Origin of the sequence: Paraconexibacter antarcticus (genome assembly GCF_024220175.1) — a bacterium.
Taxonomy (GTDB): Bacteria; Actinomycetota; Thermoleophilia; order Solirubrobacterales; family Solirubrobacteraceae; genus Paraconexibacter; species Paraconexibacter antarcticus.
Genome location: NZ_CP098502.1, coordinates 1,641,052 through 1,662,868 on the forward strand (window position 1 = coordinate 1,641,052; position 21,817 = coordinate 1,662,868).

Sequence of the window (21,817 nt, forward strand, 5' to 3'; positions counted from 1 at the left end):
AAGGGAGAGAGAGCATGGCCGTCGACAGCGCATCAGGCGCACCCGCGATCCCGCGTGCGCGCGGCGGGAAGTTCCGCTCGCCGCAGGCCGGCGGTGTTGCAGGCAAGGGCGCCAGCATGGCTGCCGCGCTGCTCGAGGAGCTCGGCGGGATGCTGCTGCTCACCGGCGCCACGCTCCGGGCGATGTTCACGCCGCCGTTCCCTTGGGTCGACGAGTTCCTGATCGAGAGCGTCATCTTCATGCGGCGCACGATGATCCCCACGTTCTTCGGCGTGATCGCGCTGACCTTCGGCGCCGGTGGCATCCAGGGCGGCAACCTGCTGAACATCTTCGGCTCGGTGGATCGCCTGGGTGCGTTCTTCGCCACCCTCGCTACGCGGGAGGCCGGGCCGTGGGCGACCGGGATGATCGTCGCCGGAGTCGCCGGGACCGCCGTGTGCGCCGACCTGGGGGCGCGCAAGGTCCGGGAGGAGCTCGACGCGCTCGCGGTGCTCGGCCTCGATCCGATCAAGACCCTCGTCGTGCCGCGGTTCCTGGCGATCGGCGTGCTCACTGCGACGATGAACCTGCTGGCGATCGCGGTCTCGCTCATCGGGGGATGGGGGGCGGCCGTGCTCCTGTTCGGGGAGACGACGAGCGGCTACGTCTCGACGATGACGCTGAACTTCACGCTCCCGGATCTGCTCGGCAGCGTCCTGAAGACCTCGTCGTTCGGCTTCATGGTCGCCGTCGTCTGCTGTTACAAGGGCCTGAACGTCAAGGGCGGGTCGGTCGGCGTCGGCCGCGCGGTCAACCAGGCCGTCGTGATCGCGTTCGTCGCGATCTGGGTCTTCAACTACATGTTCACCGCGACGCTCCTGGCCGCCTTTCCCCAGACCCTGTCGCTGCGCTGAACCATGGAAGCCTCGACCGCACAGACGAGCACCCCGACCGGGCCGGACGGCAAGCTCCTGCTCAACACGAGCGGCGGCGTGTCCCGTCGTGTCGGGCGCAGTCTCGCCGACCCCGTTCGCGGTCTCCTGCAGGAGACCGGCCGGATGGCCAACTTCATGTTCCGGGCGTTCGCGGAGATCCCGCTCGCCTGGCGTTACGGCGCCGAGATCCTCAAGCAGGCCGGAGTCCTGCTCGTCGGATCCTCGGTGGTGCTCCTCGCGCTGCAGTTCGTCATCGGACTGGAATGCGGTACCGAAGGCAACTACGTCCTGCGCGGGTTCGGTGCGTCGGTGTACACCGGTGCGTTCTCGGCCCTCTGCGGCCTGCGCGAGGCGGGGCCGTTCATGTTCGGCTTCATCGCCTCGGCCAAGATCGGCGCCGGGCTCGCCGCGGAGATCGGCACGATGCGGATCAACGAGGAGATCGACGCGATGGAGGCGCAGGGCATCAGCTCGATCCGCTACATCGTCAGCACCAGGTTGCTGGCGGCGTGGCTCGTGATCCCGTTCTGGTTCTTCGTCGGGATGGCCCTGAACTTCCTCGGCGAGTACTTCGTCATCATCATCCAGATCGGCGAGGTCTCGCTCGGCGGCTGGGCCCAGGTGCATTGGGCGTTCATCACGCCCTACGACATGTTCGTCAGCCTGTTCAAGTTCTTTACGATGGGGACGTTCGTCGTCCTGATCGGCATGTACTACGGGTACTACGCCAGCGGCGGACCCGTCGGCGTGGGGACGGCCACCGCCCGCTCGATGAGCCTGAACCTGATCCAGGTGATGGCCGTCAACGCGCTGCTGACCATGCTCGCGTGGGGCTTTGACCCCCGGATCCCGATCGGAGGCTGACCGTGTCTCGCAAGCTCAGTGCGCTCCGCTGGGAGCTCGCCGGTCGACCCTGGCTGTTCATCGTCGTCGCCGCCGCGATCCCGTTCACGATCTGGGCGATCGGCACCCGCAGCGAGCCGCACCACGTGCGCGTCTCCTTCGCGGCCGCCGTCAACGTCGTCCCCGGCCTGGACGTGCAGATCGACGGCTTCGACGTCGGCAAGATCTCCTCGGTCAAGCTCGTCGGAGAGCGAGCCGAAGTCACTCTCGGGATCAAGGACGGACGCTTCTGGCCGCTGCGACGCGGCACCACCGCCACGCTGCGCTGGCCGACCCCGGCCGGCAGCGGCACGCGCAAGGTCGACCTGAGCCCGGCGGCAAGCCCGGCACCACCGCTTCCTGAGGGCGGCATCATCGCCGGCCGTGACGCCGCGACCCCCGTCGAGATCGATCAGGTGTTCAACACCTTCGACATGCCGACGCGGACGCATCTGCGCAGGGGACTGCAGCACACCGCGAAGACCTTCGGCGAGAACAGCGCCACGGTCCGCAAGGCTCTCGGGAGCTTCGACGAAGCGGTCGGCGCCTACCGCGATGTCTCCGGCGACCTGGCCGCGGATCGTGCCACGCTGCGCACCCTGGTGGGCTCGACCGCCGGGGTGATGCGGCGTCTGGCCCCGCACGAGCGGGCGATCAGTGACCTGGTCACCGTCGCGAACCGCACACTCGCGACGTTCGCCGACCACTCCAGTCGGCTGCAGGCCTCCATCACGAAGTTCCCGGGCACGCTGCAGGAGTCGCGCACGACCCTCGCCCGGCTGGACTCGAGCGTGGCGAAGGTCAGCGACCTGGTGACCGATCTTCGACCGGGAGCCAGGACCCTCGCGGACTTCGCGCGCTCCGCCGGCCCGACGCTCGCCGCGCTGCGCCCGACCGCGCGGCTCGGCATGAAGGTCACCGACCAGCTGCGGACCGACGCCCCGCAGCTCACCCGCGCCCTCGCGGCCGGGCAGCCGCTGATGGCCAACACGCGTTCGATCCTCACCCGGGCGGAGCCGATGCTCGAGTGCCTGCGGCCTTACACCCCAGAGGCCGCCGGGGTCGCGGTCCTGTGGGGGAGCTGGACCAAGAACTACAACCCCAAGCTCGCCGGTGGACGCTTCCACGAGGCGCAGGACCACTATGCCCGCGTGCTCGTCGAGGGTAGCCCGACCAGCTTCCACGCGTATCCGAAGGGCACCTCCAGCCAGATCCAGGAGGCGCTCGGCAAGAAGTACGCCATGCCCCGACCGCCGGGACTGGGCGTTGGAAAGCCGTGGTTCCTGCCGCAGTGCGGCGTGACCGAAGCGGGCCTCGATCCCACAAAGGATCCGGAGCACACCAGATGAGCCGGCTCCTCGCACCGCTCCTGCTCGCGCTCGCCGTGCTCGCCGCGATCATCGTCCTCGCCGGCTCCGGTAAGTCGGCGTACACGCTGAAGATGCGCGTGGCGACCGCCGACGGCCTCGTCGCCGACCAAGACGTGAAGATCGACGGCGTGCGCGCCGGGAAGGTGACCGCCGTCAAACTCGCGCGTGACGACACGGCCGAGATCACGATGCAGATGGACCCGTCCGCCGCCCCGGTCGGGCTCGATGCCCGGACCCGCATTCGCAGCGTCAGCGTCCTCGGCGAGAAGTACATCGAGATGCAGCCCGGCCACACCGACCGGCCCGCGCCGTCGGGAACGTGGGTCAAAGCCGACGCGGCCGCCCCGGTCGACCTCGACGACGTGCTCAACACCCTTGACTCAGGCACCCGGGCACGGCTGCGCATCATCCTCGCTGAGGGCGGCACCGCCCTCACCGGCCGCGGCGACGCCGTTCGGCGTCTGCTGATCTCACTCCCGAACGGCATGAACCAGCTCGGGCAGGTCCTCGATCAGGCCACCGCCGACACCGCCGGCCTCAAGCGCGTCGTGAACGCCGGCGACCGCGTCATCTCGACCCTCACCCCACGCCGGCACGAGCTCGGCCAGCTCGTTCAGGAGGCCGACGGGGCCCTGCAGGCGACCGCCGATCGTCGTGCTGCGCTCGGCGCAGCGGTCGGACAGGCACCTTCCGCCCTCGCTCAGTTGCGTCGATCTCTCGGCCTCCTGGAGCAGGCGTCGACCAACCTGCAGCCCGCAGCCGACCAACTGCGGCGCTCCGCGGCACCCATCGGCAGCACCCTGAAGGCCCTGCCGCAGTTCAGCCGCGACGCCACCCCGACACTGGACAAGGCCCGAGCGGCCGCGCCCGACCTGGCCAAGCTCGCCCGTGGCGTGCAGCCGACCCTCCGGAAGCTCCAACCGGTCGCCAAGAAGCTGCATGCCACGCTTGCGCAGGCCGACCCGCTCGTGCAAGGGCTCGACAAGGGCCTGGCCGACGACGCGCTGTACTTCCTGCAGACCTGGGCGCGCGTCACCGCCCGATCCGACGGCCTCAGCCATCTCTTCGGCGCCCAGATCACGATCACCGAAGACACCGTGCGGATGATCACCGACCGCGTCCTCTCCGGCAGCAACGCCAACGACCCGCCGCAGCAACGCAAGAACGGGCGCCCGCAGGCTCCCGCGTCATCCCCAACCTCCACGCCCCAATCGTTGATCCCGAAGCCCAAGCTGCCCGCGGTCAAGCCGCTGGTGTGCAAGGCCCTCGGCGATGTCACCAAGGGCGTGAACGGCGTCCTCGGTCAGCTCACCGGCGGCAAGCGGCCGCCCGCCGCCTTGCCCGGCGGTGGCGCGTGTAACGGGCAGCCGCCAGCGCCGAAGCCCACGCCCAAGAAGGCTCTCGGCGACGCCGTCAGCGGACTGCTCAGCGGAGCAAAGCACGGTGCAGCGCCGGACCCGAAGGCACCGGACGGCGCCACATCCGGCTCCGACATCCCCGCGCTTCTCGACTACCTCTTCGGCTCATGATCGCCAGGCTCGCACGCCACTCCCCACGCCGGCGGGAAGTCAGCAAGACCACGCCGCGGTGGGTGGTCCTCGCGGCCGGGGCAGCGGGCGTCGTCGTGCTCCTCGCGCTCGCCCTGATCGGCTACTTCGCGCCGAACGGCCTGCCGCTGCACAGCTACTACACCCTCCAGGGTCAGTTCGCCCGAGCCGACGGCCTGGTCAGCCACACGGACGTCAAGCTCGACGGCAAGCGCGTGGGCCAGGTGCTTCACGCGCGCATTCAGAACGGCCGTGCCGTCGCCGAACTCCAACTCGACACCAGCATCCGGCCGCTGCGCACGGACTCGATCCTGCGTGTGCGTCCACGTGGCCTGCTCGGCGTCGTCTACGTCGAGATCGTCCCGGGCCAGCACGGCGCGCTGCTGGCCGACGGGGCACGGATCGGTAGCGGCGTCGGCAACAGCAGCAGCAGCACCGTGCAGCTGGACGACGTGCTCTCGACCTTCGACCGCCGCACCCGCACCCGCGCCCAGACCCTCCTCGACGAACTCGGTAAGGGCGTCGCCGGACGCGGCGAGGACGTCAACAAGCTCCTCGCCCAAGCCCCGGGATACGTCGACGACATCGCCGTCACCGCCGCCGCCGTCAACGCGCGACCAGGCTCACCGGCCCGGTTCGTCCACGGAGCGGCCCGCGCCTTCGACGGCCTCGCACCCGTCGCCCCCGACCTCGCCGCGTCACTGGACCCTTCAGCCCGGTCCTTCGCCCCGTTCGCCGATCGCGCCGACGACTGGCGCGCGTCCCTGCAGGCGGCGCCGGTGACGTTGAGCACCGTCCGCAACGGGCTGCGCGCCACCGACCCGCTGCTGGTCAGCATCAGCCGACTGACGCATCAGTTGACTGCCACGCTGAAGCCCGCACCGGCCGCCTTCCGCGACACCGGCGCGTTCATGCGGACCGCACGCCCCGCACTGCGACGCGTCCCGCCGACCTTGAAGCTCGCCCGCGCAGCGACCGACCCGACGGTCACGCTCGCCGCACACCTGAACGCCCAGCTGCCACTGGTGTCGGCCACCCTCAAACCGGCACTGCCGATCGTCACGACACTCGGGCCGCGAACCTGCGACTTCCGCAACTTCCTCGGCCACTGGGCCGGCATGGATGCCCTCGGAGACGAAGGACTCAACTACCTCCGCGCCACCGTGACCATCGGCAACGACGAGGCCCTCGGCACCTACAAGGACAAGCAGCCGCTCACGCACTCAAACCCCTACCCGGCGCCATGCGAAGCCGGCTACGAGTTCCTGAAGAACAAATGACCGCCGGCACACGCCCCCGCCCCCGTCGCTTCGTCCACCGACCCGGTCAGCACCGTCCGCGGGAGATCCTCAAAGGCACGATCGCCCTCTTCACGCTGATCCTGCTGATCGTCGCCGCCGTCAACCGCGGTCTGCCGTTCTGGCCGAAGAGCGGCACGACGGTCTGGGCTCAGTTCGACAACGTCTCCTCCCTGCGCGTCGGCAACCCGGTTCGCGTCGCCGGCATCCCGGTGGGCAAAGTCTCGAAGATCCAGCAGCCGTCTTCCGGACGCGGCGGGATGGTCCAGCTGCGTCTGCAGGACGGCAAGGTCAGCCTCCACGACGACGCTCGCGCGGCGATCTGGTGGCGAACGCTGCTCGGCCGAAACCTCTACGTCGACCTGGATCCGGGCTCGCCGAGCGCACCGACACTCAACGGCCCGATACCCCGGGCGCACACCAGCAACCAGGTCGAGCTCGACCAGGCGCTGAGCCCACTGGACGCCACCGGTCGCACCGGGCTGAAGCGCATCATCGGCGCCACCGACGGCGGCTTCGCCGGCGACGACGCCACGAACGCTCTCGACGCCCTGGCGAAGGCTTCGCCGCCGATCGCGAACGGGCTGCCCCCGATCCGCGGACAGGACCCCGGGGACCTCCCGGTGCTCGTGGCCCAGACCTCGAAGTGGATGCACGCCATCGACCGGCGCGGCGCGGACCTCGCTGGGCTCATCGACTCAGGCCGCACCACGCTCGCCGTCACCGCCGCCCGAGCCGCGGACATCGGCACGATCCTGGACACCGCCCCCGCGGCCCTGGACAGCACCCGGCGCACCATGATCAACCTGCGCACGACACTGCCCACGCTCGACGACGTCACGGCGCGCCTGCGACCCGGCGCCCGCCGCCTGGACGAGGCAGCGACCACCACGCGGCAGCTGTTCGACACCGCAACCCCGGTCCTGCGCAACGCGCAGACGCTCCTGCGACGCCTGAACCCGGCCCTGACCGAGGTCGGTGGCCGCTTCGCACCCGAGGCGAGCGCGACCTTCACCGGGCTGAAGCCCACGATCGCCCGGGTCCACGACCAGGTCCTGCCGTTCCTGGAGCGCGACAACAAGGCATTGAAGATGAAGGTCTATGAGCTGCTGGGCCCGACGCTCTCCGCCGGATCCGCGTTCCTGGCGACCACCGACGCCCAAGGCGCCTTCGTCCAGTTCGAAGCCGGGGCGGGCGAAGCGGCGGCACCCGCCCTGCCGTGCAAGACCATGTTCACCGATCCCACCGCCAAGCAGCTCGTCGTGTGTCAGGATCTCAAGGACTACCTGGCGACGCTTTTCACCCAGCCCGGTCACCAGCTCGTCCGCGATCCCCAGAACGATCCGGCCGTCACGACAGGAGGCTGAGCAGATGCCGTTCAACCGTGACCGCATCCGCCTGGAGCTCAAGCGCGCTCGAACGCCGCTGCTGCTCCTCGCGATCGCCTTCGTCCTGACCGCGGTCGCCGCCGTCGGACTCTTCCGCAACCTGACCTTCCAGAAGCCCTGGGAGCAGACCTACACCGTCCGGGCCGCGTTTACCGACGCCAAGGGCGTGTCCCCGGGCAAGAACCAGGTCCGCCTGGCCGGCATCAAGATCGGCGTCGTCACTAAGGCCGTGCTGCGCGGGGACCAAGCGGTCCTGACCCTCAGCATCGACAAGAAGCACGGGCCGCTCTACCGCAACGCCAAACTCCGCCTGCGCCCCGTATCGCCCCTCGACGACAAGTACGTCGAGGTCGAGAACCGCGGCACCCCGGCGAGCGGACGGCTGACCGGTGAGACCGTGCTGCCGGCCTCGAGCACGGCCTCGCCGGTCGACATCTCCCGGGTGCTGGAGGTCTTCAACGTGCCGACCCGCCAAAGCATGGCGCAACTGATCGACGAGCTCGGCCGCGGGCTTCCGGACAACGGGCATCAGTTGCGCGCCGCGCTCGCCGAGTTCACCCCGTTCTTCGGGGCGCTGCAGCGCCTGACCGAGATCACCGCCGACCGTCACGTCCAGCTCAAACGGCTCGTGCACAACACCGGGATCCTCGGCCGCGAGCTCGCCCGCCGCGACGAGCAGGTCTCCGGCGTGATCAGCCACGGCAACGCGGTCCTCACCGAGCTCGCCCACCGTGACAGGCCCCTGGACCAGACGATCCGCGCCCTCCCCAGCACGATCAACGCGCTGCAGCGCGCCACGGGCTCGCTCGAGCAGGCCCGCAACCACCTGGACCCTGCGCTGCGCGCGCTCGTCCCGCCGGCCGACGACCTCAAGCCCGCGCTCGACGCGCTCATCAAGCTCAGCGACAGCGGCACGCCGGCCCTTCACGCCCTGGCCAACCCAGTCCGTCGCCTGAGCGCCGTGGCGAAGATCCTGCCGGCCACCGCCCGCGATGTCACCGGTGCGGTCAAGGTCCTCCGCAGGGAGACCCCGTCGCTGGACCACAGCACCGCCAAGCTCCCTCCGTGCTTTGTCCCGATCGAGAACTTCTTCGCCAACAGCATGTCGCTCGCCAAGTTCTACGACGGCTATCGCGTCGTCGCACGCGCCACCGCGGGCGAAGGCCTGTTCGCGATCGGCACGTCCGTCAACGAGCCAGGCTGGAAGAAACTCGGCCCGTGCTACGGCAAGGTCGCCGCCGGAGGCACGAAATGAGCCCCCGTCAGCGGATCCCGAAGATCGTCGCACTCGGCACGTTCTTCGTCGTGGTGATCGTCATCTTCACCGGGATGTACACGCTGCTGGCCGGCGGCCGCATCGCCGGCATCTCCGCGCAGCCCTACAAGGTATCGGTGCTCGTCGACGAGCCGCTGCAGCTGATCGCCGGATCAGACGTGCGGACATCAGGCGTCAAGGTCGGCACGATCGACGACATCCAGCCGCGCGGCCAGCGGTCCCTGATCACGATCGCCTTGAAACGCGAACACGACCACATCTACCGCGACGCCCGCGTGCAGACGCGCTTGCGCACACTCCTCGGAGAGAGCTACCTCGACGTCGACCCGGGCACACCGGCCGCGGGACGCGTCCCAGCCAACGGCATGCTGAGCGCCGAAGCCAGCCGTGAGACCGTGCCACTGGACAAGATCCTCAACACGCTCGATCCGACCACCCGCAAGGCCGTTCAGGGCACCATCCGCGGCATGGGCCGCGGACTCGACGGGCGCGGGGATGACATCAACCGCACCTTCGCCGACCTCGGCGACGCCGTCGACCTGGGTGTGCCCGTGGTCTCCGACCTGCGCGCGCAACGCCGCGACCTGGTCGCGGTCATCGACCAGGGCGCCCAAGTGCTCGACGCCCTCGGCCGGCGCCAGGACCAACTGCGGTCGCTCGTCACCTCCATGCACCGCACCGCCAGCGCCGTCTCAGCCCGCGACGCCGCGCTCCGCGCCTCCATCACCCAACTGAGGCCCACCCTCCCACAGGTGAGCAAGACCGTCACAGCGGTCCAGTACCTCTCCAAGACCGCCACCCCGGTCTCCGACAACCTCCTGACCGCGGCAGTCGCACTACAGCCGGTGATCCGAGACCTCGGCCCAACCGCGGCCGACGCCCGCCGCCTGGCCGCCAGGTTGCCGGCAGCTCTCGACGCCACCGACCCCCTCCTTAGGCAGCTACGCTCGTTCACGAGCGCGGCCACCCCGGTCACCGACGCGCTCGGACCCGTGCTCCGGCAGGTCGTGCCGATGCTCAACTACCTCGAGCCGTACAGGCGGGATCTCTCCGCGCTCGCCGCCAACATGGGCTCACTCTTCCAGTTCTATGGTGGCCTGGAGCCACCGAACGTCCAGGGACCTCATCACGAAATCAACTCCGGGCGCGTCCAGCTGCTCGTGAGCCCTGCGTCGCTGGCCGCCACCCCACCGGAGCTGGTCAAGCTCGAGGACGCACTCCTGCAGACCGGCGTGCTGAAGGAGATCGGCGGGCTGCGGACCAACTATTACCCGCCGCCCGGGAGCGCGGACGCGCCGCCCCGCTCGGACGGTAAGTACACGCGCGTGCAGGCATTGCCCTGAAACCTCGACGCCTCGTGGTGCGGGTGGCATGTGCGCGGCTGGCGAGCGCGAGCCCACGGCGAACGCTCGGGGTGGGCGTCATCGTCGTGGTGCTGTGCGCGCTCGCGGCCAGCCAGCTGCACTCCAACGCCTCGCCGGCGCTTTTCACCCAGTCCGGCAGTCCGACCGGGCGGGCCACCTCCGAGCTGGAAGGTGCGTTCGGTAGCGAGCCCGTGGCGCTCGTCGTCACCGGTGATCTGCAGCAGACGCTCGCGGCCAAGGGCATGGCCGCGCTCGACGTCCTCGAACGCCGCGTCCGGAGGCTCAGCGGGGTTTCGAGCGTCTTCGGGCCCGCGACGCTGGTCACCGCGACGATCGAGCAGATCGCACGGATCGTCCGGGTCGAACTGGGCCCGGTGGCCGCAAGGGCCGATCGCGCCGCCAACCGAGCCCGCGCGCTGGCCAAGCGTCTGCACGCGAACGCGGCGACCGCCGACGCCGCCGACCGTGAGGTCCGCTTGGCCACCCTCGGGCCGATGCGCCGGCAATACGAGAAGCTCTTCGCGCAGTTCGGGTTCCTCGGCCTGCCGTCCTTGACCAACAGCGTGTTCGTTCAGGCGCTCACCCTCGGACCGGGCGGCGCCCCGAAGAGCCGGCTGCGGTGGCTCCTCCCGGACCGCGGCCACGCCGTCGTCGTCGTCCGCCTGAAGCGTGGGCTCTCCGAGACTCAGGTGCGCCGCGTGGCCGGCAGCCTGGAGTCCGCTGCCGCGGCGGCGCACCGCTCGGGGCTGTCGGTGCAGGTCGCCGGCGCGCCGCTGGTCGCCGCTGCGGTGGCCCATCAGCTCCGCCGACAACTGCTCGTTCTGCTGCCGGTCGTCGCCCTGGTGATGATGCTCGTGCTCGTGCTCGTGCAGCGGGCCGGAAAGCGCCGCGCGCTGCTGCTCTTCCCGGGCCTGGCGGCCGCCGCGGGCGCAGCGGCCGCGGGCTGGCCACTGGGCCTGGAGCTCACGCCGGCGACCCTCGCCGCGCTTCCCGTGATCCTGGGACTCGGCGTGGACTTCGTCGTCCAGTTGGAGGCGCGCTACCGCATCGAGCGACGTAACGCAGCACCGCCGGAAGCGATCCGCGGGGCAGTGACACGACTCGGTTCTACGCTCGCGCGAGCGGCAATCGCGATGTCCGCGGGCTTCGGCGTCCTGCTGCTCAGTCCCGTGCCGCTGGTGCAGCGGCTCGGTGCCGTGCTCGCGATCGGTGCGATCTGCGCCCTGATCGCCACCCTCACGCTCGCCCCCCCGCTGCTGCTGGTGCTCGACCGTCCGGGGCTGGGGTCCGCCACGCTGACCATGCCCTCGGTGCTGCGGTGGCCCAGGCGGGGGAGCATCCTGGCCGTGGGCATCGCCGCGGTGGTGTCGGTGGCGGGTATGGCGTCGGCGTCGTCGGTCCGGATCTCCGGTGATCCGAATCAGCTCGCCAGTCGTGGGCTGCCGGAGCTCGAGCGCGCCCAAAGCGCCGGTCGCGTCTTCGGCTCCAGCGGCCAGATTCGCGTTGCGGTCCGCGCCAATGACGTGACCAGCCCGGCGGTGGTGCGCTGGATGAGCGGGGCGGCGCAGCGCGTGGAGCGCATCGACCCACGGCTCCGCGCGGGCCCCAGCCTTTCGGACCTGGCCACCGCCGGGGGTCGCCTTCCGGACGGGACACGGACCGCGCAGCTGCTGCGCGTCGCGCCGCCCGATCTGGTCGGCGCGATCCTGCGACGCGATCATCGCCTGACCGAGTTCAGCTTCGGCGCACCGGTCACCGACGCCGCTGGGCTGGACCGGCTGCAAACCCGGGTGGATCGGGTGCTGGCGTCGGCCCCCGCCGGCGTGAAGGCGACAGCCGGAGGGCTGGCGCCGACGGTCGTGGCCGGTGTACGCGGCATCGAAGGCGGGCGGCCCTGGCTTCTGCTCGCCGCCATCGCGATGATCGCAGTCGTGTTGCTCCTTCTCGGATACGGCGTGAGACGCGCGCTCGTCGTCGTGCTCCCCGCCGCGACCGCTGCGGGGGCCTCATCACCAATTATGGCCGCGGCCAGCGTCTCATTGTCGCCGCTCTCAGCGAGTCTCGAGCCGCTGCTGGTCGCCATCACGATCGAGTTCGCGATCCTCGTCGAGGGGCGAATGGAGGTTGAACGCCGACTCGGAGCCGATCCTCAAGAGGCAGGTCGCACCGCCGTTCGGTGGGTCGGTGCGCCGGTTCTCGTCTCCGCGAGCACCGTCGGGCTCGGCTTCGGCGTGCTGCTGATCAGCCCGGTGCCGGTGCTGCGCCAGTTCGGCGGGCTGGCCGCGGTCGAGGTCGTGTCGGCCGCCGCCCTCGCGCTGGCACTGGTCCCAGCGTTCGCCGCGGCGCTTGCGTCAGCTCCGAAACGTGTGACGCCACCCGACCGGCCTCGCATCGCACGGACAACCGCTAGATGAGCACGTCGATCCCCGGAACGTCGTCGCAATGCGTGAATCGCCGGCTGATGCGCGAGCGCCGCGTCGGGCGGATCGTCGGGGCGCTCGCGTTCGTCGCCATCGTGCTCACGCTGGTCTCGGTGCTCGCGTCTGCCGCGGCAGCGCGCGACCCGTCGGGGAGCGGCACGTTGAAGGTCTTCGACGCTCACGCCACGCGCCAGCTCGTCGCCGCGTTCCTTCGCAGCGTCTCGGTGCTCGCCACGATCCCGATCATCTCCTTCTTCCACTCCGTGCTCCGCGCCCGGGATCCTGGGGTCCCCCGGGGCCTGCTCACCGTCGGCCTGCTCGCCTCGGCAGTGATCGCGGCCTCGACGATCATCGGGTGGGTCGGACTGCACCACGCCGCCGTCTCGTACGTCGAGGGCGGCTACCGTGGCCGCACGGAGAAGGCGGCGCTCGACGCGAGCTCGGTGCTGACCGTCTCGCGCTGGTTGGATATCGGGTCGCGGCTGCTCTTCGCTTCGTGGCTTGCGATGACGTCGCTGCGTGCGAACCGTGCCGGGCTGATCACGCCGTTCCTGGGTACGTGGGGTCTGCTGGCCGCGGTCACCGGGACGTTCTTGGCGGTCGGCGATGCGCTCTACATCGGCTGGCTGGCCAGCGTCGCGCTCCTGTCGATGGGCTATTGGCCGGGCGGGCGACCGCTGAGCTGGCGCACCGGGGCGGCGGAGCCGTGGACGCCGGCGCCCGGCTCCGGTGCGCCGCCGCGCTGAGGCTGACCGGGAAGGCGTCGACCCGCGCCCGCGGGCGCGTCGGCGGTCCGGAACCCTGCAGGTCGCGTTCACGGCGCGGCACGTTGCAGCTGCGGGAACGACTTCAGCTGCCCCTGGAACCGGGTCGGCGGCGCGGTCACGCAGGGGGGCGGGCTCCCGGTGCCGACGAACCCTCGTGGGTTGGATGCGTGCCGGCAGTCGAACGACGTCAGCCCGGTGCTGAGCCCATCGAGCCAGCGGGGCGGGGCGTAGGCGTTGGGGCGGGTCGTTCCTGAGCGCTGAGCGGCGACGACGAAGTTCTCGTCAGTGATCGGCAGCACGGCGCGGAAGTAGTGCAGCGGCTTCTGGCCCGGTCGCTGGGTGACGAATTGGGACGATGCGGCGATCGCCGGCCAGCTTGAGATGAGCTCCTGCCGATAGAGCGATGCGTACTGCGCAACAGGGATCAGATCGCGGGCGAACGGGTAGAGCGCGCCGGTGAGCGGTCCGGCCGCTCGCAGGACCGGACGCAGGCTTCGCAGGTCCCTCGGCCCGGTGCGGGAGAGTTGCCCGATGTCGCCGATGACCCGTTGGACCTGCGGGGCGGTCCGGATCGTCCCGGCGAGCACCGGGCGCACGAGCGGCGCCACCGGCTCCAAGGCCCGGACGACGGGGTCGGCCTCTCGTGAGATCCCCTCCAGGGCGGCAAGCCCCGGGCGCGCGGCGCGCAGCAGCGGCGGCACGGCCCGGAGGGTGGCCCGCAGGTCGGGGCCCCGGGTGGCGGTCGCGGCGAACAGCTGCTCAGAGGCGAGCACCAGCCGGCGGGTCTCCTGCTCGCGGGCGCCGACGGTGCGAAACACCGCCCCCGCATTTCGGACCAGGGAGTCCAGGGCACGGCCCTGGGCGTCCAGGCGGGCCAGGACGTCCCCGCCGTCCTGCGCGAGCGGCGCCAGGCCGGCCACCGAGCCCTGGATGTCGCCGGCGCGCCCGCGGACCGCCGTCGACCAGCCCGTCAGCCAGGCGCGCAGATTCCGGCGCGTGGGGAGATCGAAGGTGCTCAGGACCTCGTCGACCTCGGTGGTGGGCAGGACCGCCGACCTCGGGATGCGCCCGCCCTCGGCGATCGGCGGCGCTGACCGGGAGCCGGGCGTGAGCTCGACGAAGGTCTCGCCGAGCAGCGTCTTGAAGCGCAGCGTCGCGCGTACGTCCTGATGCAGGGGGGCGTAGCGGGGCAGGATCTGAAGGGTCGCCCGGGTGGCGTCACGGGACCGCTCGAGCTTCACCACCTCGCCGACGCTGACACCCGAGATGCGCACATCGGCCTGGCTGGCCAGCGTCGCAGCCTCGGGGATGTCGACGGTGACCCGGTACCCGCGGGCCTGGAGTGGAGTCGAGCCGCCAAAGCTGATCCAGAGGAACAGCAGGAGCCCGAAGCAGCTCAGCGAGAACACCACGATCGTGAGAATCCGGGCGGTGCTGAACGGTGTCTTCTGCATCAGCGATTCGCCGCGTCCGGGCAGACGCGGACCGCGTCGAGCAACGCCCCGACGACCGTGGGCAGATTTTTCGGGAACACGTCCGCGCTGCTGCACGAAACGGCGATCATGCCGCGCCAGACGGCGCCGTTGGCGTCACCGGTGGAGACGAACGACGACGCGTTGTGCGCGAACCAGGCCAGCCAGAACAGGTACCCCTCTTCCTTGCCTGCCGGGTTGTAGGCGAGTTCATTGGCGAGCTCCTCGACGACGCCGAACGTGCGGGTCAGGTCCGGGGTCTGGGCCGTGAGATCGGTGAGCGCGGGGGTCGCCTCGCGACCCAGCGGACGCGCATCGCGCACGAAGCCGCGCAGCTTGGCCAGGTCGGGCGCACCGTCGCGCAGCAGCGGCTGGACCTGGCGTAGCGCAGGCGTGAACGCCCGGGTGACCGGGAGCAGGCGACGCACCGCGGTGGGCAGTTCGAGGGCCAGCGGCCGGGCCTGGGCCAGGGCTCGCCGCGTCTCCCGGAGCGTGGCCGGGAGCTGGTCGATCGAGCTGCCGAGCGCAGCGTCTTCGGTGCCGATCGCCCCGAACGTCTTGTTGGCCGCGGTCACGAGCCGGGCGACCTCGCCGTCCTTGGGACCGAGCCGCTCGGTGACGCGGCGCAGCGCCCCGACAAGGTGGCGCAGGTCGGTGCGGCGGGCGTTGACGGCGGTGGTGACGTCCTTGGTGGCCTGCAGGGTGGGGCCGACGGTCTGCAGCAGGCGCCGCAGGCTCTCGCCCCGGTGATGCAGTCCGCGGCCGATGGCGTCGACGGTCACGGTCACGTAGGCGCGGGTGTCGTCGTCGAGCTTGGCCAGGACCTCGTCGAGCTGCACCTGGGGGGTGGTGGCACGCTCGGGCAGGGTGCCGCCGTCGGGGAGCGTCGGGGCTCGGCGGCTGCCGGGGTCGAGCTGGACCTGCATGTCCTGCAGTGGTGTCTTGGGGCGCAGGAGCGCGGTGGCGTCGGCGTGGACGGCTTTCAGTTTGCTGCGCTCGATGGTCATCTGCACGACGGCGACACCGTTGTCGAGACTGACCCGGCTGATCTCACCGACCGGCACGCCTGAGACGGCGACCTGCTGTCCTTGGCCTGGTGTGACCGCCTGCGCGGAGATGAACCGTGCGTTGAGCTTGTAGGTGTCCTTCCAGGGGAGGGGGAGGCGCTGATGGACGAGGATGTACCCGCCGACGACCGCGGCGGCCGCGACCAGGCCGACGATCGCGGAGACCATGAGCTTGTTGTCGCGGATGACCTTCATCGCTGTTTCCCGGCGAACAGCGCGCGCAGCGACCGGATCTGCCTACCCGATAGCGCCGGTGCGGCCGTCGGGGGCGCGGTAGGAGTGGGCAGCACACTGGTGGCGAGGTTGGGAACGTCCTGGCCGCGGCAGGGGACGTCGGGTCGTTGGGGCGGCAGCGCCGGTGGCATCTGTGGGCGCGAGCCGATCAGCGGACGCGGGCCCCGGGCGAAGAGATCCCCGGTCGACGGACCGCGGCCGAGCGACAAGGTCTGGTCGCCCTCCGACAGGCTGAAGCGCACATCCGGACCGTCGCCGTCGAAGTTCTGCCCCGCGCTGTTGATCCCGACCGCGCCGCGGACGAGGTCCTGCCAGACCGGGACGCCGCTGCTGAGGTCACCGTCGTCGATCTTGGATCGCAGGACCGGGACGACGTGGTCGCTGACGCACGAGCTCACGCGGCCGACCTTCCCCAGCAGGCCGGTGAGCGGCGGCGCGATCGCCTGCAGCTGGCGCAGCGCAGGGCTGAGGTCACGCTCGAGCCCGGCGAGTTCGGAGGGCTGGACGAGCCCGGACACCTGCCGCAGGAACGGCCGTGAGGCGTCGAGTGCACCTGGGGCGGCGCGCAGGGGCGGGCGCAGGTCGATGGCCAGGCGCCGGACCGTGGGCAGCGCCCGAGTGAGCGCCACCAGCGCGGGCGGTGCCTGCGAAGCCAGGAGGTTGAACTCGCTTATCGATTCTCCGAGGGCCTGCTGGTGCACGGCCGTGGTCCTCACGGTGCGCGCAAACCCGGAGATGAGGGCGCCAAGGGCGGCCTCGTTGCGCGCCAGGCCTGACGCCAGTCGGCCCGACTCGCGCAGGAAGGTCGGAAGGTCGTCCCGTCGCTCGCCGCGAAGCGCCGACGCGGTTCGGGCAAGGCCCAGAAGCGCCGGCTCGGCGACGGGGAAGGCCCGATTCAGCCCGGCGGCTCCGCCATGGCTGAGGCCGGCCGCGTACTCCCGGACGCCGTCCTGCAGCTGGCTGCGGACGTCGGTGCCCAGAATTCGCAGGACGCTGTCGATCCGCACTGCGGTGGCGGTCTGGGCCAGGGGGATCGTGTCGCCCTCGTTGAGCTGCGGGGCGCTTGGACTGCCGGGACGCAGATCCACGAAGAAGTTGCCCTCGAGGAAGAGCCGCGGCCTGATCGTCAGGGTCGCGTCACGGTGCAGCGGTCGCCCGCTGGCCTGGACGTTCATGGTCACCAGCGCGGTTCCGGCCGGGCCGCGGCGTACGGAGGCGACCTTGCCCACGTTGACGCCGGCGATGCGGACCGGTGCACCCTTGGTGAGCTCCTGAGCGTCGCTGACGACGGCAGAGACCTGCCAATCGTGCGCCCACGGCAAGCGTTTGGTGTAGGCGAGGTAGGAGCCCGCCATCACGATCACGATCACGAGCAGACCGACGCGGAACGGGCTCGCGCCCTGTCCGTGGCGTCTCATCGGCCGCGCACCGAGGCCGGTCGTGAGGTGAGCTCCGTCGGCCCCTGGTTTCCGGGGAGCGTGCCGATCCGGCGGCCCGGCAGGTAGGGCTCGTTGCCGGCTTCGCAGTCGTCCGTGCGCATCGTCGGATACGGGTTGACGTGCAGGTTGGCGACCGGACGTGGTTGCTGGAGCATCTCGTCGACCGGGGCGACCGGTGCAAAGCGGAACCACTTGCCGTTGCGATCGCCCTCCGTGGTGCCGGAGTCGACGTTGCGCATCCACAGGCCCAGGTAGTTGCAGTCGATCTGGAACGGCAGGATGTCCGGGAGCAGCCCGCGCAGCTCCCGCACGACCGGCTGAAGGCGGCGCGCGGCACCGAGCGTGGCCGGTCGTCTGGCCAGCTCGTCAAGGCTGGTGAACGTATGGGACAGCTCGGCGGAGAGGGGGAGCGACGCGCGCAGGCGCGCGGGAGCAGAGGTGGTCACGTCCGCGAGCCGGCCGGCCGCGGGCCGCAGCAATGGCGTCGCCCCGCGGAGGGCTCTCGCCAGGCGTGCGGTCCGGGAGAGGACCGGAGCGGCGACCGCGAACGCGCGGGTTCCGACGACCTCCGTCGGCGGCAACTCCCGCAGGGTCGCGTCCAGCGACCCGTGCTCGGTGGCGACCGCCTCGAGCGTCCGGTTGAGGTGGGCGAAGGTCCGAGCCAGGTTCGGGGCGACGGGCGCCAACGTCCGGGTGATGTCGGCCAGGCCCACCACGAAGCCGCCCAGGTCGGTGGACGGACGCGCCAGCCCCCGGGTGACGCGCGCGAGGCCGCGCGCGGCGCGCGGCAAGGCGGAGAGCGCGAGGTTGAGGTCGGGGCCGCGTCCGGCCAGGCCGCCTCCGAGCTCGTGGAGGAGACCCTGTGTGGCGCGGCGGGTCCTGGCGTCGAACGTGTTCAGCACCTGGTCCAGCTCGACGGGGCGCGCCTGGTGGCGACGGTCCAGGCGCTTGACGTCACCGGGTGCGGTGCCGGGGGTGAGCTCCAGGTATTTCAGCCCGAGCGGTGACTTCAGCCGTACGCGGACGCCCATGTCGCGGGCGAAGGGTGCGGCTCCGGTCTCGAGGCTGAGAACGGCCTTCGCCGACACCCGGCCGCGGGAGTCGACCTGCGGGCTCAGCGATTTGATGATCCCCACCCGCTGCCCCCCCATGCGGACCTCGTTGCCCACTAGGAGCCGGTCGGCATCCGGCAGGCTGACCGTGAGCTGCCGGGAGGGGACGAACGGCAGGCCGTTGTTCGCGTTGTAGGCGAGGAAGACCGCGACGACGACGACGAGCACGGTGACGGCACCCACCAGGACCGGATTCGCGGTGATGGACAAGGACCCCGGGCGACGTCTCATGGCGAAAGGAGGTAGTCGAGGAGGTCGCCGACCGCATTGGCAGGGTCACTGATCCGCGGTGGCAGCGGGATGTCGGGCAGCCCCGGAATCCTGAGCTGCGAGGGCGGCGGCTGTTGCGCCGACGGCGGGGAAGCGGCCGACTGCTTGACGGTGGCCAGCGGGCGTGCGGGAACGGTTGCCGGGGGCACCCGAGAGGGCCGCTCTCGCGTGCGTCGTGGCTGGCCACGGACGTCGCCGCCGAAGTGCCCGTCGCACCCGGGGGTCGGGTAGGCGACGTAGACCGCACACGGGTTGAGGATGGCCTCGGCCACGGCGATGTGGCTGACCTTGTCAAAGCGGGCGAGGATCCCGGTGGCGTTGAAGAGGAACTCCGTCGCGCCCTCCAGAACCCCGCGGGTGCGAAGGTTCTCGCCCAGCACACGCAGCGATTCCGCGACCGGGCGCGCGGTGCGGGCGAAGGTCCGCAGGCGGCGTACGATCGGCCGCGACGGGGCGATCGCCCGGCGTCCGGCAGCCGATGCGGAGGCCAGACGGTCCAGCGCCGGGCGCCCGTCACGCGCAAAGGCGGGCAGGCTGATGGCCAGACGGTTCAGCTGGGGGGCGGCGGCGCTCAGGTCCGCGACGATCGGGCGCACGGCGCGGGCGGTGTCGCCGAATCGGCTCAGGGCGGGCCGCCAGGTGCGCAGCAGCGCCGGTAGCCCGTGCAACCCGGACCGCAGATCACGCTGACGCCGGGCGGTGATCTCCGTTGTCCGCCGGGCGGAGGAGACGAAGGCGGCGACGTGGTCGCGCCCGCGGTCCAGCGCCGTGAGGGTGTCATTCGCGTCCTGGATGAGCGGGGCGATCCGCGCTCGCTGTCCCTGGATCACCTTGAGCATCTGGCGCGTTTGCTGCAGGGCAGGGTTGGCGCGGCGGACCACGGCGTTCACGTCGTCGGCTCGGCCGGCCAACCCAGCTCCGAGCTCGTTGAGCACGAGGCGAAGTCGCTCCGCCCGCGATGCCTTGAACGTGGCCAGGACGAGATCGATGTCGATCGGAGCGCTCGTTCGCTGCACCGGGACCGTCGGGAGCCCGTCGATCACGGGCAACTGCGGCGCGGTGGGCGTGCCCGGGGTGCACTGGATGAAGCGCTCTCCGATCAGGGACTGCGGTTCGATGCTGCAGGTGGCGTCAGCGCGGAACGGGGTGAAGCGCGGGTCCAGCTTCAGGACCACCCTGGCGCGCATCGACGGGTCGAGCGTCACCGAGGCGATCTGGCCGATCGCGACCCCTCCGAGCTTGACGTCCTCGCCGGGCACGACGAACTGCGCGTTGTCGAAGGTCGCCGCGACCTCTCCGGCCCGCGAGGCCTCGTGGGAGGAGCCCGTCGCCAGCAGCCAGGCCGCGGCGGCGACCGTCGCGGCGATGGCGATGACGGGGATCGCCCGGCTCCTCACGGGAACAACCCCGCGTCGCAAGGGACCCCCGGGCTCGCGAATGAGGCGTTCGAGCCGTCCGCGGCCGGGCCCGTAGCGGCGCCCGGGCAGCGCGCCAACTGGTTGCGCCGTTCGGACTTCCCGGCCACGGACACACCCAGCAGCGACGACAGGATGCCCGGTGTCTGGGTAGAGCCCGCGTAGATCATCGGCCGGACCCGTCCGTAATGACCGTTGGCGTCGTAGTACCCGAAGCTCCGGCCGCCGAACGTGCCGGTGAAGGCGTTGATGAGATCCGGGACGTACGGCCGCGTGCCGGCGACGATCGGCGCGACGTCGGTGAGCGCGCGCGCGGCCTCACGGAGGGCGGGCGCCCCGGTGCGGCTGAGCCGGGGTAGGGTGCGCAACGTCGTCATGGTCAGCGGGACGAGCCGCTCCGCGGAGGCAAGGGCCGTCCGAGCCGGAGGAAGGAGGGTGTGCAGGTTCCGGATGAGTGTGGCGAGACGGGGTGCCACCGGGCGCGCGAGGCGGAGCGTGGGCTGTAGCTCCCGGCCCGTGGCGTCGAGACGTTCGAGCGTGGCGGTGGTCTGGCCGAACGCTCCGGGGGCCCGCCGGAGCGCGGTTTGTAGATCGCGTCGCTTCGCAGCTAGCGTCGTGGCCGTGGTGGAGGCATCCCGGAGCGCGGAGTCCACCTCCGGGTTGTGCTGGGCCACGACGGTCATGACGCTGGCGGACTGCACGAGGAAACGCTCGAGGTTGGCGTCGTCACGGCCGACCTCATGCGCGGTGGTCGCGAGTTCGGTGAGCGCGGGATTCAGAGCGCGCAGGGCCCGGTTGGCGTCGGCGGCCCGGCCGCGGTAGATGGTCGCCGATCCGCTGAGCGCTGAGCGGAACGCCCGGCGGGTCTCGGCGTTGAGCACGGAGAACAGCTGGTCCAGCTCGACCGGCGCGCTTACGTCCGTCGCCGCGAGGGTGGCCCCGTCGTCGAGTTTCGGTTTGTTGTTCGGGCCGGGCAGGAGCGACACGTACCGACCGGCGACGCTCGACAGGGAGCTGAGGCGGATCTCCGCACGCGTCCCCTCGTGCAGGGGGAGCACGTCGGTGTCATCGACCTTGATCCGGATGATGGCCTGGTTGTCGGAGGCCAGATCGATTGATTCCACAAGGCCGGCCTTGAAGCCGCCGACCTTCACGAGGTTGCCCTTCACGAGTTGCCCGGCGTTGGCCACCCGCAAGTCGAAGTGCTGTGCGTTGGACCCGCCAAGAAGAGCCACGGCGGCGACCGCTGCGCAAGCCAGCGCAGCTGCCGCGCACGCCGCGGCCGGTGATCGAGTGTGCGGCGCCATCCCGGAACGAACCTAAACGATCACTCACCCAGAAAGCAAAGACGAACCATCGGTGGGCAGAAGCTGGCCGGGGCGAACGGCCAGCAAACGAGAGTCCCTGAGGTCGCTATGCCGCTGCTAATAGCTGCTCGGTAAAAAGACGTTGCGTCCCGCGCGCAGGGGTCAGGCGTTGATGAGCGGCCGTTCACGGCGGTGGCCGCCGGCATGCCGCATCGGTGAGAGCACCATCGTCGTCGCGGGGTTGGTGGTCGACGCGTACCGCCCCAGCCCGTGCT

At 70.9% G+C, this 21,817-nt stretch carries 16 protein-coding genes; 10 read left to right on the forward strand and 6 right to left on the reverse strand.

Annotated elements, in window-relative coordinates; all coding sequences use genetic code 11:
* Positions 1 to 14 precede the first annotated feature (14 nt).
* From NBH00_RS08175 to NBH00_RS08220, 10 genes are all read left to right on the forward strand, one after another.
* Positions 15 to 893, forward strand: coding sequence for an ABC transporter permease (locus NBH00_RS08175; RefSeq protein WP_254572844.1), 879 nt, complete (start codon positions 15 to 17; stop codon positions 891 to 893).
* A 3-nt stretch (positions 894 to 896) separates the two neighbouring features.
* Positions 897 to 1,778 carry an MlaE family ABC transporter permease gene (locus NBH00_RS08180; RefSeq protein WP_254572845.1) on the forward strand — a complete coding sequence of 294 codons (882 nt, stop codon included), beginning with the start codon at positions 897 to 899 and terminating at the stop codon, positions 1,776 to 1,778.
* Positions 1,779 to 1,780: 2 nt separating this feature from the next.
* Positions 1,781 to 3,145, forward strand: coding sequence for an MlaD family protein (locus NBH00_RS08185; RefSeq protein ID WP_254572846.1), 1,365 nt, complete (start codon positions 1,781 to 1,783; stop codon positions 3,143 to 3,145).
* A 35-nt stretch (positions 3,146 to 3,180) separates the two neighbouring features.
* Entirely contained in the window at positions 3,181 to 4,695 is a 1,515-nt protein-coding gene (locus tag NBH00_RS08190; RefSeq protein ID WP_254572847.1) for an MlaD family protein, read from the forward strand.
* Positions 4,692 to 5,993, forward strand: a complete 1,302-nt coding sequence (locus tag NBH00_RS08195; protein ID WP_254572848.1) for an MlaD family protein — start codon at positions 4,692 to 4,694, stop codon at positions 5,991 to 5,993. The genes NBH00_RS08190 and NBH00_RS08195 overlap by 4 nt, the downstream gene beginning before the upstream one ends.
* The gene (locus NBH00_RS08200) at positions 5,990 to 7,378 is read left to right on the forward strand and encodes an MlaD family protein (RefSeq protein WP_254572849.1); all 1,389 of its coding nucleotides are present in this window, start codon (positions 5,990 to 5,992) and stop codon (positions 7,376 to 7,378) included. The genes NBH00_RS08195 and NBH00_RS08200 overlap by 4 nt, the downstream gene beginning before the upstream one ends.
* Positions 7,379 to 7,382: 4 nt before the next feature.
* A complete protein-coding gene (locus NBH00_RS08205; protein WP_254572850.1) occupies positions 7,383 to 8,654 on the forward strand; it encodes an MlaD family protein in 1,272 nt (423 codons plus the stop codon).
* On the forward strand, positions 8,651 to 10,018 hold the full coding sequence (locus tag NBH00_RS08210; protein WP_254572851.1) for an MlaD family protein: 1,368 nt from the start codon (positions 8,651 to 8,653) through the stop codon (positions 10,016 to 10,018). Before NBH00_RS08205 ends, NBH00_RS08210 begins: the two co-directional genes overlap by 4 nt.
* A gap of 71 nt (positions 10,019 to 10,089) precedes the next feature.
* Positions 10,090 to 12,453 (forward strand): MMPL family transporter, encoded by a 2,364-nt coding sequence (locus tag NBH00_RS08215; protein ID WP_254572852.1) that lies wholly within the window; start codon positions 10,090 to 10,092, stop codon positions 12,451 to 12,453.
* Complete coding sequence (locus NBH00_RS08220) at positions 12,450 to 13,205, forward strand: DUF4386 family protein (RefSeq protein ID WP_254572853.1); 756 nt, start codon at positions 12,450 to 12,452, stop codon at positions 13,203 to 13,205. The genes NBH00_RS08215 and NBH00_RS08220 overlap by 4 nt, the downstream gene beginning before the upstream one ends.
* Positions 13,206 to 13,273: 68 nt before the next feature.
* Here the strand turns inward: NBH00_RS08220 and NBH00_RS08225 are convergent, their stop codons facing one another.
* From NBH00_RS08225 to NBH00_RS08250, 6 genes are read right to left on the reverse strand one after another with little or no spacing between them, the layout of a single operon-like run.
* Positions 13,274 to 14,776: an MlaD family protein gene (locus NBH00_RS08225; protein WP_254572854.1), complete on the reverse strand. Its 1,503-nt coding sequence runs from the start codon at positions 14,774 to 14,776 to the stop codon at positions 13,274 to 13,276.
* On the reverse strand, positions 14,680 to 15,960 hold the full coding sequence (locus tag NBH00_RS08230; protein ID WP_254572855.1) for an MlaD family protein: 1,281 nt from the start codon (positions 15,958 to 15,960) through the stop codon (positions 14,680 to 14,682). The genes NBH00_RS08225 and NBH00_RS08230 overlap by 97 nt, the downstream gene beginning before the upstream one ends.
* Positions 15,957 to 17,417 carry an MlaD family protein gene (locus tag NBH00_RS08235; protein WP_254572856.1) on the reverse strand — a complete coding sequence of 487 codons (1,461 nt, stop codon included), beginning with the start codon at positions 17,415 to 17,417 and terminating at the stop codon, positions 15,957 to 15,959. The genes NBH00_RS08230 and NBH00_RS08235 overlap by 4 nt, the downstream gene beginning before the upstream one ends.
* A complete protein-coding gene (locus NBH00_RS08240) occupies positions 17,414 to 18,781 on the reverse strand; it encodes an MlaD family protein (protein ID WP_254572857.1) in 1,368 nt (455 codons plus the stop codon). Before NBH00_RS08240 ends, NBH00_RS08235 begins: the two co-directional genes overlap by 4 nt.
* Positions 18,778 to 20,217: an MlaD family protein gene (locus NBH00_RS08245; RefSeq protein ID WP_302182720.1), complete on the reverse strand. Its 1,440-nt coding sequence runs from the start codon at positions 20,215 to 20,217 to the stop codon at positions 18,778 to 18,780. Before NBH00_RS08245 ends, NBH00_RS08240 begins: the two co-directional genes overlap by 4 nt.
* On the reverse strand, positions 20,214 to 21,542 hold the full coding sequence (locus tag NBH00_RS08250) for an MlaD family protein (RefSeq protein WP_254572859.1): 1,329 nt from the start codon (positions 21,540 to 21,542) through the stop codon (positions 20,214 to 20,216). The genes NBH00_RS08245 and NBH00_RS08250 overlap by 4 nt, the downstream gene beginning before the upstream one ends.
* Between the last annotated feature and the right edge of the window lie 275 nt (positions 21,543 to 21,817).

Coding starts and splice junctions, on each gene's coding strand:
- NBH00_RS08200 (WP_254572849.1), top strand. CDS start 5,990: ATGACCGCCGGCACACGCCCCCGCCCCCGTCGCTTCGTCCACCGACCC.
- NBH00_RS08205 (WP_254572850.1), top strand. CDS start 7,383: ATGCCGTTCAACCGTGACCGCATCCGCCTGGAGCTCAAGCGCGCTCGA.
- NBH00_RS08220 (WP_254572853.1), top strand. CDS start 12,450: ATGAGCACGTCGATCCCCGGAACGTCGTCGCAATGCGTGAATCGCCGG.
- NBH00_RS08195 (WP_254572848.1), top strand. CDS start 4,692: ATGATCGCCAGGCTCGCACGCCACTCCCCACGCCGGCGGGAAGTCAGC.
- NBH00_RS08230 (WP_254572855.1), bottom strand. CDS start 15,960: ATGAAGGTCATCCGCGACAACAAGCTCATGGTCTCCGCGATCGTCGGC.
- NBH00_RS08180 (WP_254572845.1), top strand. CDS start 897: ATGGAAGCCTCGACCGCACAGACGAGCACCCCGACCGGGCCGGACGGC.
- NBH00_RS08235 (WP_254572856.1), bottom strand. CDS start 17,417: ATGAGACGCCACGGACAGGGCGCGAGCCCGTTCCGCGTCGGTCTGCTC.
- NBH00_RS08240 (WP_254572857.1), bottom strand. CDS start 18,781: ATGAGACGTCGCCCGGGGTCCTTGTCCATCACCGCGAATCCGGTCCTG.
- NBH00_RS08250 (WP_254572859.1), bottom strand. CDS start 21,542: ATGGCGCCGCACACTCGATCACCGGCCGCGGCGTGCGCGGCAGCTGCG.
- NBH00_RS08175 (WP_254572844.1), top strand. CDS start 15: ATGGCCGTCGACAGCGCATCAGGCGCACCCGCGATCCCGCGTGCGCGC.
- NBH00_RS08210 (WP_254572851.1), top strand. CDS start 8,651: ATGAGCCCCCGTCAGCGGATCCCGAAGATCGTCGCACTCGGCACGTTC.